Origin of the sequence: Streptomyces monticola (genome assembly GCF_042665355.1) — a bacterium.
Lineage (GTDB): Bacteria > Actinomycetota > Actinomycetes > Streptomycetales > Streptomycetaceae > Streptomyces > Streptomyces monticola.
In genome coordinates this window covers 25,108-37,128 of record NZ_JBHTCF010000022.1, presented here as the reverse complement: position 1 = coordinate 37,128, position 12,021 = coordinate 25,108, and the positions used below count along the sequence as shown (strand labels likewise).

The following is a 12,021-nucleotide window of genomic DNA, read 5'->3' as shown; positions in this document are numbered from 1 at the left end:
CCCGGACGAGCGGCCCCGCCCAAGGGCCTCGGGAGACCCAGGAGGCCCAGGAGACCCAGGTGAAACAGATGGCTCAGGTGGCGACGTAGTCCGCAAGGTGTTCCCCGGTGAGCGTGGAGCGGGCGGCGACGAGATCGGCGGGGGTGCCCTCGAAGACGACCTTGCCGCCGTCGTGGCCCGCGCCCGGGCCGAGGTCGATGATCCAGTCCGCGTGCGCCATGACCGCCTGGTGGTGCTCGATGACGATCACCGACTTGCCGGCGTCCACGAGCCGGTCGAGCAGGCCGAGCAGCTGCTCGACGTCGGCGAGGTGCAGGCCGTTGGTCGGCTCGTCGAGGACGTAGACGCCGCCCTTGTCCGCCATGTGCGTGGCCAGCTTGAGGCGCTGCCGCTCGCCGCCGGACAGCGTCGTCAGCGGCTGGCCGATGGTGAGATAGCCGAGGCCGACGTCGGAGAGCCGCTGGAGGATGCGGTGCGCGGCCGGGGTGTGCGCCTCGCCCGCGCCGAAGAACTCCTCGGCCTGGGCCACCGACATCGCGAGCACCTCGCTGATGTCGCGGCCGCCGAGCGTGTACTCGAGGACCGATGCCTCGAACCGCTTCCCCTCGCAGTCCTCGCAAGGGGTGGCGACACCGGCCATGATCGCCAGATCGCTGTAGATGACACCGGCGCCGTTGCAAGTGGGGCAGGCGCCCTCGGAGTTGGCGCTGAAGAGCGCCGGCTTCACGTCGTTGGCCTTCGCGAACGCCTTGCGGATCGGGTCGAGAAGCCCGGTGTACGTCGCCGGGTTGCTGCGCCGCGAGCCCTTGATCGGGCTCTGGTCGACCGACACCACGCCCTCGGCCCCGGCCTGTCGGGCCATCGACCCGTGCACGAGGGAGCTCTTGCCCGAACCGGCGACGCCGGTGATGACGGTGAGCACTCCGAGCGGGATGTCGACATCGACGTTCCGCAGGTTGTTCGCCTGCGCACCGCGGACCTCCAGGGCGCCGGTGGGCTCGCGCACCGCCTTTTTCAGGGCGGCCCGGTCGTCGAGGTGGCGGCCGGTGATGGTGTCGCCCGCCTGCAGCCCTTCGACGGTGCCTTCGAAGCAGACGGTGCCGCCCTCCGTGCCGGCGCCGGGGCCGAGGTCGACGACATGGTCGGCGATCGCGATGACCTCGGGCTTGTGCTCCACGACGAGCACCGTGTTGCCCTTGTCCCGCAGGCGCAGGAGCAGCTTGTTCATCCGCTGGATGTCATGCGGGTGCAGACCGGCGGTGGGCTCGTCGAAGACATAGGTGACATCAGTGAGCGAGGAGCCGAGGTGGCGGATCATCTTGACGCGCTGCGCCTCGCCACCCGACAGCGTGCCCGACGCCCGGTTCAGGGACAGATAGCCGAGGCCGATCTCCACGAACGAGTCGAGGGTCTGCTGCAGCGCCGTCAGGAGCGGAGCCATCGACGGCTCCTTGAGGCCGCGGATCCACTCGGCCAGATCCCTGATCTCCATCGCGCAGGCGTCGGCGATGCTCTTGCGCTTGATCTTCGAGGACCTGGCGCCCTCGCTCAGCCGGGTGCCCTCGCATTCGGGGCAGGTGGTGAAGGTGACCGCCCGCTCCACGAAGGCCCGGATGTGCGGCTGCATCGACTCCTTGTCCTTGGACAGGAACGACTTCTGGATCTTGGGAATCAGACCTTCGTAGGTGAGGTTCACGCCGTTGACCTTCACCTTCACCGGCTCCCCGTACAGGAAGTCGCGCAGTTCCTTCTTGGTGTACTTGCGGATCGGCTTGTCCGGGTCGACGAAGCCGGACTGGGCGTAGACCTGCACGGTCCACTGGCTGTCCGACTTCCAGCCGGGAATGGTGAAAGCGCCCTCGCCGAGCGACTTGGAGTCGTCGTAGAGCTGGCTGAGATCGATGTCGGAGACGGAGCCGCGGCCCTCGCAGCGCGTGCACATGCCGCCGGTGCGGTTGAAGGTCGCCTTGACCGTCTTGGTCCTGGCCGCGCCGCGCTCGACGGTGATGCCACCGCTCGCCCGGACCGACGCGGTGTTGAAGGAGTAGGCGCTGGGCGGTCCGATGTGCGGCTTGCCGAGCCGGCTGAAGAGGACCCGCAGCATCGCGTTGGCGTCGGTGACGGTGCCGACCGTGGAGCGCGGGTCGCCGCCGAGGCGCTGCTGGCCGACGGTGATCGCCGTGGTCAGACCGTCCAGCACATCGACCTCGGGCCGTGCCATCGACGGCATGAAGCCCTGTACGAAGGTGCTGTACGTCTCGTTGATGAGCCGCTGCGACTCGGCCGCGATCGTGTTGAACACCAGCGAGCTCTTGCCCGATCCCGAGACACCGGTGAACACCGTCAGCTGGCGCTTCGGGATCTCGACGCTGACGTCCTTGAGGTTGTTCTCGCGTGCGCCGTGCACACGGATCAGATCGTGGCTCTCGGCGGCGCGCGGCGCAGGCGACTGCGGGCCCGTCTTCTTGGCTCTGCTCATCATGTCTCCTTCTCCGCGGCGGGCTGCCGTCGTGTCACTGCGGCCGCAAGGCCTGCTACGAGGTCTGGTTCTACGTCGTCGGCGCGGTCACGGCAACGCTCAGGGGAGTTCGTTGATGCGGACGAGATTGCCCGCGGGATCGCGGAAGGCGCAGTCGCGCACGCCGTACGGCTGCTGGATCGGCTCCTGGACGACCTCGGCGCCGCCGGCCTGCAACCGCGTGAAGGTGTCGTCGAGGTCGGCGGTGGCCAGGGTGATCGCGGCGTAGGTGCCCTTGGCCATCATCTCGGTGATGGTGCGGCGCTCGTCGTCGGTGACCCCGGGGTCCGCGGCGGGCGGCTGCAGGACGATCGCCGTGCCGGGCCGGCCCGCGGGGCCGACCGTGATCCAGCGCATCCCGTCGTAGCCGACGTCATTGCGGACCTCGAAGCCGAGGAGGTCGCGGTAGAAGGCGAGTGAGGCCTTCGGGTCGTCGTGCGGGAGGAAGGTCCAGTGGATGGTGAGGTCCATGACAGTCACGCTAGCCGCGGGCCGGTGACCGGGGCTTCTCCATTCCTGACCGGTTCGGGGCGCCTCGGCCGTACGCAGTCCGTTCCGCGTGCGGCGGCGAGCCCGGGCGGCGCCACACGAGTGGCCGACTCGAACAAGCGCGCCATGGGAGGCCGGACGAGAGTGGGTGCTGTCTCGGGGAGCCGTCTCTCACCGCAAGGGAACACCCATGTCCCGAATGTCCCGGATCGCCGCCGCGTCCCTCCTGGCCCTCACCCTCGGCGCCACCGCCACGGTGCCGGCGTTCGCCGCCGCTGAGCGTCCCGCGGCGGCCACCGTCGCCGACGACGACATCCGCCAGGCCGTCCGCACCTTCCTCGCCCGCTACGCGCCCGAGCTCAGCGCGTCCCAGAGCACGAAGATCGCCGCCGCCACGGAGGACGTACTGCCGACGCTGCTGAAGCGCCCGGACCTCAAGCCCGTCATCGCCAAGGCCCAGGCCGTCTCCAAGCAGTGGGAGGAGTCGCAGCTGACCCGGCAGGACGTGGACAAGGTGCTCGCCGCGTTCGTCGAGGAGAGCGTCAAGGCGAAGCCCCTGGACGAGGAGACGCGGCACGCGGTGGAGTGGCTGGGGGCGAAGGGGGTCATGGACGTCGTGCAGCTCACCGCCATCGCGGAGTTCATCAAGGCCGTGGTGCCGGCGTAGCGTCCGCGGGACCGACGTACTCGACGCACGGCCCCGCGCCCTCATGGCATCCGCGGTGCCAGTCATGGCATCCGCGGTGCCGGTCACGACATCCGCAAGGCCGGTCATGGCATCAGCAGTGCCAGTTCCCTGAGCCGGGCGCGTACGCCCTCGGCGCGCAGCCAGCCGTAGCCGACGTCCCGCAGGCGGTCGAGGAGTGCCTCGAAGGCGGCCTCCGGCCACTGCGGGCCGTGGCGGCGCAGGAACATCTCGGCGTAGGGGAGAGCGCCGTCGTCCCAGTCGCACGGCTCGCGGGCGTCGAGCTCCCAGTCGAACTCCCAGAGCCGTACGGCCCCGTCGTCGCTGCCGGACAGCACGAAGTGCCCGCCCGGCGCCACGGCGAGGGCCGACACCCCCTTCTGGTGGCCGGTGAGGGTGCGCACGCAGCGGCCGGTGGCGACGTCCCACAGGCGCAGGGTGCCGTCGGAGCCGCCGGACAGCGCCCAGCGTCCGTCGCCGACGAAGGACAGCGCGGCCGCGTGCCCGGGGTGCGCCTCGAAGGTGCGCACCTGGGTGCCGGTCGTGATGTCCCAGAGCCGGATGGTCTTGTCCAGGCTGGTGGACAGCGCGTGGCGTCCGTCCGGGCTGAGGCACACCGAGGGCAGCCAGCTGGTGTGGCCTTCCAGGACGTGCAGGCACCGCCCGCTGTCCAGGTCCCACACCCGGAGCGCACCGGCCACGGAGTCGGCGGATGCGGTGAATTCATCGCCCAGGGCGCGGCGGCTGTCCGTGTCGACCCACAGCGTGTGCAGCCGGTCGGGGCCTTCGATGGCGTGCGGCCAGGGCTTGCCGCTGTCCACGTCCCAGGCGCGGATCAGGCCGTCCGAGCGGATGACGCCGTCCGAACGGACAAGCACCGTACGCCCGTCGGCGCTGAACCGGGCCGCCGCCCACGCCTGACTGCCCAGGCGCACCGTGCTCAGGCACTCGCCGGTGGAGACGCGCCAGGTGCGCAGCTCGCCGTCGCCCACCGTGCGAAGGCGGCGGCCGTCGGGGCTCAGCCAGAGCGCCGTGGGCTCCTTCACGTCGAGGGTGTGCACACAGGTACCGCTGCCCAGGTCCCAGACCCGGACCTCTGTGCCGCGGTAGGACGAGGACGCGCCGATGCGGCCGTCGGCGGAGAGCGCGACATGCCGTACGTGCTCGGGCCCTTCGAGGGTGCGTGACTCCCACGCGGTGCGCAGACCGACCCGGGCCGAGCACCGGTCGAGGGCCCGCCACGCGGACAGGGCCGTGGCGGAGCGCTCGTGGCCGGGCAGGGCGCGGGCCCGGGTGAGCAGGGCGAGGGCCGACGCGTGGTCCCCCGCGGCCATGGCGTCCTCGGCGGCGGCGACCGACTCGGCGACTAGGTCGACCAGTTCGTTGAGCTCGGCGGGCGGGCGCGGGCGGGCCAGCTGCACCGTGCCGGCGAAGGAGGTGCCCGGCAGCGTCCACCAGCGGGTGGTGTTGTCCTGGGCCGCGGAGATCCCGAACCCGCTGCCCAGGCGCACCGCGCTCACCGTGTCCTCGTGCCCGCGGAAGGTACGCAGACAGCGCCCGGCGTCCAGATCCCAGTACCGCACGGAGCGGTCCTTGCCGCAGGACAGCAGATGCCGTGCGTCGGCGCTCAGGGACAGCGCCTTGACCTCGCCGACATGCCCCGTCAAGGTGCGCAGGCAGACACCGCTGCGCAGGTCCCACAGGCGCAGCGAGCCGTCGTGGTCACCGGTCACGGCGCGGCTCGCGTCACCGCTGAGCGCCAACGCCACGGGTGCTTCGGCCAGTTCGAGCACCTGCCGGCACTCGCCGGAGTACAGATCCCAAAGGCGGGCGGTGTCGTCGCCGCCCGAGGAGAGCGCGAACCGGCCGCCGTCGCCCACCTCGACGAGGGAGACGCCGCTGCTGTGCCCGGCCAGCTCACGGCGGGCCCCGTCGGCCCGGCAGTCCCAGACGAGTACCCGGCCGTCCGCGCCCGCGCCGACGACGAAGCCGCCGCCCGCGCTGATCCGGACCGACCACACCCAGACGTACCCATGGGGATCGTCGGACGGGAACGTCCACCGCAGGCGGCCGTCGGTGAGATCCCGTACGGCCACGTGCCCGGCGCCCACGGAGACGGCGAAGCGGCCGTCGTCGGTGACGTCGACGGACAGCACCCGCCCGTCGTGTTCCCGGAAGGCGTGCAGACAGCGGCCGTCGGGGACGTTCCACACCCGCACCACGCCCTCGCGGTCACCGGTCACCGCGACCTGGCCGTCGCCGCTGATCCTGACCGGGACCTCACGGGCGGCGGCGTGCGGGGGTATCTCCATGTACACGCCGGGGTCGCGCTGCCAGTGCCCGCCGCCGGTGGCGACACAGCGGGCGTGCGGGACCGAGCCCGAGCGGACGGTGCGTACGGTCGCCTCGACATCGGCCTCGCCCGGCGCCGCGCGTACGGCGGTGTCGAGCAGCGGGCCCGCCGACGCGAGGTCGCCGCGCTCCAGATGGGCCAGGGCCAGGAGATGGCGGGCCTGCCACGGGGCGTCCGCCGCCGCGGCGGCCGCCTCCGTCCTGGCGACGAGGTCCTCGTCCGTCAGGGCGCCGCGGCGCCACTGCAACAGGCCCGCGTTGTACGTGGCTTGAGGGTGTTGCGGATCGGCGGCCAGGGCGAGCGCGAAGGTCTCCTCGGCGTCCGCGGTGCGGCCCAGGTCGAGCAGCGAGAGCGCGTGGTTGTTGAACTCGTCGGCGCGCAGATCCGCCGCCACCGGCCGGGTGCCCGGATAGCCGCGCCCCGTCGCGCGCCGGTAGAGGGCGGTGAGCCGCTCGGTGACCTCGCTCATCGCGGGCGGCCGGTCGGCGGGGTGCCTGCGCAGACACTCGGCGAGCAACTCACCGACATCGGCGGGCAGTTCGGGCAGACCGGCCTCGGCGGGCCCGTCGGCGAGATACGCGGCGAGGGCGTCGCCCGCGGTGCCGCGCGGCCAGTCGATGCCGCCGGTGAACATCTCCAGGACCGATACGGCGAAGCTGTAGATGTCGCTGCGGCGGCCCACCTGATGGCCCGCGGCCTGCTCGGGGGAGGCGTACGCGGGAGTCATCCCGCCGTTGGCGACCAGGACGGTACCGCTGTGCGGCTGTTCGCCCGGCACCGGCGCGGGCAGCGCCTGCCGCGCACGGGCGAGCCCGAAGTCGGTGACCTTGGCGGTCAGCGCGGTGCCGTCCGGGCCCGACGCGTCGACAAGGACGTTGGCGGGCTTGATGTCCTGGTGCACCAGGCCCTGTTCGTGGGCGTGTTCCAGGCCCCACGAGATCTGGATCGCCAGATCCAGGATCCGGCGTACGGCCCGGCCGGGACCGCCCTCGTACAGCCGCCGGTCGTCGATCCAGTCGGCCAGGCTGCCGCCGCCGACGTACTCGGTGAACACCCGGGGGACACCGCCGAGGGTGCGGACGTAGTAGCAGCCGCAGACATGGGGATGCAGACCGAGCGACACCCAGGTCTGTGCCTCGGCGATGAACCGCTCCTGGTCCCCGGGCCTTTGGAACAGCTCGGGCCAGGGGCTCTTGACCGCCAGATCGCTGCCCCAGACCAGATGCCGGACGCGGTGCACGATGCCCATCGCGCCCGCCAGGTGGACGTCCGTGACCTCGTAGCGCCCGTCGATGACATCGCCGATCTGCCAGACAGCGGGAACCTCGCCCACCTCAGCCCCTCCTCGCTCACGCCCGGCCGCGCCCCGCCCCCGCACCGGGGCAGAGTCATCTCATCAGGGCAGAGTCACCTTAACGATGCGGCCCGAGGCCTCGGCCACGAACAGCTCACGGCGCGGATCGTGCCCGCCGAAGCCACGGGGTACGCGGACGCTGCACGGCGTCCGCAGGCCGGTCGCCAGGACACAGGACCGGCCGCTGTCGCGGTCCACGCGGATCAGCTCGCCGTCGCGGAAGGAGGCGACGACGAGGTCGCCCCCGCCGTCGAGGGCCGTGAGGTCGTCGAGCAGCTTGGCTTCCAGGGGGTTCGGGCTCAGCTCGGTGACCGTGGAGTGGCTCCCCGGATCGTCCAGGGGGATCCGGACGACGGGGGACGAGGTGCTGGTGATGACACTGGCGTAGAGCGTCCCGCCGACGATCTCCAGGCCGTTGGCGCCGAACACGTCCGCAGCCTTGGTCCAGCGCTCGTCGACGGTGCCGTCCGGGCGGACCTTGAGGATGCCGGTGGCCAGTTCGCGGCTGAGGTAGAGATTGCCCTCGCCGTCGACGGCGAGGCCGTTGATACCCGACAGGCCGTCGACGACCTTCTCGGGCCGCGGCTCGGCGGCCGCCGGATCGAACCGCACCACGCCGCTTCCGGTGGCCGAAGTGAGCGGGTTCACACCGTAGTTGACGTACATCATGCCGTCCGGGCCGCGCCGGATGCCGCCGGGACCGTTCAGCGGAAAGCTGGTCCTGAGGGTGCCGTCCGGGGCGTACGCCTCGACGCGGTGCCCGGTGATGTGGGTGACCCACAGCGTGCCGCGCCCGTCGAACTCCAGGTTCTCGCGCCAGTCGAGCAGGGGCGCGCCGCCCGCACGGAACACTTCTGTCCTGGCCTGCCGCGCGCAGGGAGCGGGGCTTTGTGCTTCGGCCGCCGCTGCGGGAGTCTGCGTACCGCCGACGAGGAGCGCCGACAACAGGGCCGCGGCCAGGGCCGTCCGGTGTCCATTGGGCCGCCGTTCCCGCTGCGTCACGATGCCAACTCCCTTGCTTGAGAGGTCTGTTGAGGGCGTGCCCGTGGAGTGTGCATGAAGGGGTGACAGCATTGAAGCGCTTTTCTAGAAGGATCTTCTAGTTGCCGTGGTCTGCAGCCAGTTGCTCCAGCCGTTCCAGTCGTTCCCGTCGCCCTAGTCGCCGTCGGGGCGAAGGGATCGCCAGATGCGGTCGGGCAGGATACGCGCGGCCTGGGCGAGATCGGCGTCGTACGTCCTCGACAGCCAGCGGTGTGCGGTCTCGGCGACCGGGCCCAGGACCAGGGCCTCGATCACGGGGCCCGGCAGCGGCGCCACTTCGCCGGCCTCGATGCGCGGCCGCAGCCACCGCGTGATGGCCTCCAGCATGGGCGCCTTGGCCGCGCGGATCTGGTCGGCGTGTGCGGCGAGGTAGCCGGAGTGGGCGGAGGCGTGGATGAACAGCGCGGCATCCGGGTGCTCCTCCGTGAAGCGCAGATAGGCGTGGACGAACGCGCGCACTCCGGTCCGTGCGGTACGGGTGCGGCGCAGGGCGGTGACCACCTCGTCGCACAACTCCCGCATGCAGCGCGTGTACAGGGCGGCGGCCAGGCCGTCGAAGCTGCCGAAGTGGTGGTACAGACTGCCGAGGCTGACGCCGCTGGCCGCGGTGACCGCGTTCACCGTGAAGCCCTGCTGGCCGGCCTCCGCGTACACCCGCAGCGCCGTGGTGAGGAGCCGGTCGGCGGTGGCCTCGCCGCGCTGCTGCTTAGGGGACACGGGGGCAAGGGTAGTTCAGCCGGAACCGGCCCGGAACTGGCTCGGAACCGGCCCGGAACTGGCTCGGAACCGGCCCGGAACTAGAGGGAATTACTAGAACCGGGCTCTCCCACGTACGCTTCAGGTGATGAACCGACCCCAGATAGCGAACCGGCGCATGGCCACCATCGGCGCGGCCCGCGGGCGCCCCTGCACGCTGGTCGTGTGCCGCGGCTGCTGCTGCGGCAATCCACGCAAGCACCCCGGTACCGACCACGCGTGGCAGCTCGACCGGCTGCGCGCCGGTGCCGCCGAGTCGCGGGGCGGTTTCGCCGTCCGTGCGACGGACTGCCTCGGCCCCTGCGACCAGGCCAACGTCATCGTCGTACAGCCGTCGACCGCCGGGCGGGCCGCGGGCGGCCGCGCGACCTGGATCGGCTTCGCCATGGACGACGACTGCACCGATGAACTCCTTGCCTGGGCGGCCGCGGGCGGGCCCGGGATCGCCGCGCCACCGCCCACTCTGGAGCTGCAGTTCGTCCGCCCGCCACGGGAGACCCGGGCGCGGGCCGCCCGCCGGTGAAGCACGCCGGACCGGCCGCTACGACACCACATCCCGTGGCGGCTTCCCGTCCAGGTGGTCGACGGCGTTCTGCACGGCGGCGAGCGCGATGCGTACGACCGTCTCGCGGGTGACGCCCCCGACATGCGGTGAGAGCACCACCCGTGGCGCCTTGAGGAGCCGCAGCGTCGCCGGCGGCGGCTCGGGGTCGAAGACATCGATGCCCGCGCCGGCCAGGGTGCCCGCCTCCAGGGCGTCGGCGAGCGCCTCCTGGTCGATCAGCGCCCCACGGGCGGTATTGATCACAAACGCGGTGGGCTTGAGCAGGGCGAGCCGCTCGGCGTCCAGGAGATGGCGGGTGGAGTCGGTCAGCGGGGCGTGCAGGCTGATGTAGTCGGCGGTGCGCAGGAGTTCATCGAGCGGTACGTGGCGCGCGTCGCCGCAGCGGGCCTCCGTTTCGGGGGCCGCACGGCGCGGCCCCGCGTAGATCACGTCCATGTCGAACGCGAGCGCGCGACGGGCGACTTCGCGGCCGATGTGGCCGAGTCCGACCACGCCGAGGGTCTTGCCGGAGAGCTCGGTCAGATGGGACTGCAGGCGTGGCAGGGCCCAGTCGCCGCCGGTGAGCGCGGTGTGCGCCGGGATCAGCTGCTTGGCCAGGGCGAGGATCAGGGCGAAGGTCTGCTCGGCGACGTTCTGCCGCTCCGCGCCGCTGGAGCCGATGGTGCAGACGGCGACGCCCCGGGCGCGGGCCGCGTCCAGGTCGACGTAGTCGAAGCCGTGGCTGGCGCACTGCACGAGCTCCAACTCCGGTGCGGCGGCGAGGTGTTCGGCGGTGACCGGGCTGAGCGCGGTGACGATGACATGGGCGGCGCGCAGGGCGGCGGGGTCCTCGCCCGCGGCCTCGACGACCGTGACGCGGGCCCGCCCGTCGAAGAGCGCGGCTAGCCCGGTACCGGACCGTCGGCCGCCCATGTGGGGCGGGACGATCGCCAGGACGTTCTTGAGGCTCGTACTCATGCGGACTCCTCGATCAGGTCGTCCGCGCTGACCGTCGTGGGGCCCGCGTGACCGGTCAGAGCGAGGGTCAGATCGAACTCCGCGAGCAGACAGCGGATCACGTGCTCGACGCCGGGCTGTCCGTCGAGGCCCAGGCCATAGGCGTAGGGCCGGCCGACCAGGACCCCGCGGGCGCCGAGGGCGAGGGCCTTGAAGATGTCGTCGCCGGTGCGGATGCCGCTGTCGAAGAGAACGGTGAGCCGGTCGCCGACCGCCTCGGCCACCCGGGGCAGCGCGTCGGCCGCGGCGACGGAGCCCGCGACCTGGCGGCCGCCGTGGTTGGAGACGACCACGCCGTCCATGCCGGCATCGGCGGCGAGCCGGGCGTCGTCGGGGTGCAGGATGCCCTTGAGGACGATCGGGCCGTCCCAGTTCTCGCGCAGGAACGCCAGGTCCGGCCAGGTCTTCGCGGGGTCGGCGAACATGCCGACGAAGTGCATGACGGCGGCGTTCGGATCCTCGTGCACCGGCTTGGCGAGGCCTGCCTGGAACGCCGGGTCGGAGAAGTGGTTGGCGGTGCCCACGCCGTGCAGGAACGGCAGATACGCCTGGTCCAGATCGCGCGGCCGCCAGGCGAGCAGGGGAGTGTCGAGCGTGACGAACAGCGCCGTGAAACCAGCCGCCTTCGCCCGGTCGAGGAAGCTCTTCGTGACCTCGCGGTCCTTGGCCCAGTACAGCTGGAACCACCGCTCGCCGTCGCCCATCGCCTCGGCGACCTGCTCCATCGGCGTGCTCGAAGCGGAGGAGAGGATGTACGGCACACCGTGCGCCGCGGCCGCGCGCGCCGCCGCGGGCTCGGCGCCCGGGTGCATGATCGACAGAACGCCCACGGGGGCGAGGGCCATCGGCGCGGGCAGCGGCCGCCCGAGTATCTCCACCGCCAGATCGCGCTCGTGCACATCGCGCAGCATCCGCGGCACGATCCTGCGCCGCTCAAGCGCCGACCGGTTCGCCGCGGCGGTGCTGCCGCTGCCGGCGCTGCCCGCCACGTAGCCGACCGGGCCGGGTCCGAGCCGCTGCTCGGCCATCTCCTCCAGCCGGGTCAGATCGGTGGGTAGGCGCGGTACGGCGCCCGACATGCCGTTCAGATAGATCTCGTACTGAAAGTCCGCCCAGTGCTGCGCCATCGGTACTCAGCCCTCCCGTGACCTTGTACTTGCCCGTGCGTGCTCTGCCGGAGATCTTGGCACGGCGGAGTGCGGGGGTCGTAGGGGTGGGGGCGACCGGGGTGAGTGGGGGCTCCGGCCCACGGGCTCCGGGGCCG

9 protein-coding genes are annotated in these 12,021 nt (G+C 71.9%); 2 read left to right on the top strand and 7 right to left on the bottom strand.

Annotation, left to right across the window (positions count from 1 at the left end; all coding sequences use genetic code 11):
* Positions 1-73: 73 nt before the first annotated feature.
* Together ACFQVC_RS35540 and ACFQVC_RS35535 are read right to left on the bottom strand one after the other, a co-directional pair.
* On the bottom strand, positions 74-2,479 hold the full coding sequence (locus ACFQVC_RS35540; RefSeq protein ID WP_381838499.1) for an ATP-binding cassette domain-containing protein: 2,406 nt from the start codon (positions 2,477-2,479) through the stop codon (positions 74-76).
* Positions 2,480-2,578: 99 nt separating this feature from the next.
* Complete coding sequence (locus ACFQVC_RS35535) at positions 2,579-2,989, bottom strand: VOC family protein (RefSeq protein WP_381838497.1); 411 nt, start codon at positions 2,987-2,989, stop codon at positions 2,579-2,581.
* A 208-nt stretch (positions 2,990-3,197) separates the two neighbouring features.
* Here ACFQVC_RS35535 and ACFQVC_RS35530 point away from each other — a divergent pair, with 208 nt between their 5' ends.
* Positions 3,198-3,674 carry a hypothetical protein gene (locus ACFQVC_RS35530; protein WP_381838496.1) on the top strand — a complete coding sequence of 159 codons (477 nt, stop codon included), beginning with the start codon at positions 3,198-3,200 and terminating at the stop codon, positions 3,672-3,674.
* A gap of 104 nt (positions 3,675-3,778) precedes the next feature.
* Here the strand turns inward: ACFQVC_RS35530 and ACFQVC_RS35525 are convergent, their stop codons facing one another.
* From ACFQVC_RS35525 to ACFQVC_RS35515, 3 genes are all read right to left on the bottom strand, one after another.
* Complete coding sequence (locus tag ACFQVC_RS35525; protein ID WP_381838494.1) at positions 3,779-7,378, bottom strand: protein kinase; 3,600 nt, start codon at positions 7,376-7,378, stop codon at positions 3,779-3,781.
* Between the two features lie 63 nt (positions 7,379-7,441).
* The gene (locus ACFQVC_RS35520) at positions 7,442-8,401 is read right to left on the bottom strand and encodes an SMP-30/gluconolactonase/LRE family protein (RefSeq protein ID WP_381838492.1); all 960 of its coding nucleotides are present in this window, start codon (positions 8,399-8,401) and stop codon (positions 7,442-7,444) included.
* A 153-nt stretch (positions 8,402-8,554) separates the two neighbouring features.
* On the bottom strand, positions 8,555-9,157 hold the full coding sequence (locus ACFQVC_RS35515) for a TetR/AcrR family transcriptional regulator (RefSeq protein WP_381838490.1): 603 nt from the start codon (positions 9,155-9,157) through the stop codon (positions 8,555-8,557).
* Between the two features lie 127 nt (positions 9,158-9,284).
* Here ACFQVC_RS35515 and ACFQVC_RS35510 point away from each other — a divergent pair, with 127 nt between their 5' ends.
* Positions 9,285-9,719: a (2Fe-2S) ferredoxin domain-containing protein gene (locus tag ACFQVC_RS35510; protein WP_381838488.1), complete on the top strand. Its 435-nt coding sequence runs from the start codon at positions 9,285-9,287 to the stop codon at positions 9,717-9,719.
* 18 nt (positions 9,720-9,737) lie between these two features.
* Here the strand turns inward: ACFQVC_RS35510 and ACFQVC_RS35505 are convergent, their stop codons facing one another.
* Both ACFQVC_RS35505 and ACFQVC_RS35500 read right to left on the bottom strand, forming a co-directional pair.
* Positions 9,738-10,718, bottom strand: coding sequence for a 2-hydroxyacid dehydrogenase (locus tag ACFQVC_RS35505; protein ID WP_381838486.1), 981 nt, complete (start codon positions 10,716-10,718; stop codon positions 9,738-9,740).
* Entirely contained in the window at positions 10,715-11,884 is a 1,170-nt protein-coding gene (locus tag ACFQVC_RS35500; RefSeq protein WP_381838484.1) for a lactate 2-monooxygenase, read from the bottom strand. The genes ACFQVC_RS35505 and ACFQVC_RS35500 overlap by 4 nt, the downstream gene beginning before the upstream one ends.
* Between the last annotated feature and the right edge of the window lie 137 nt (positions 11,885-12,021).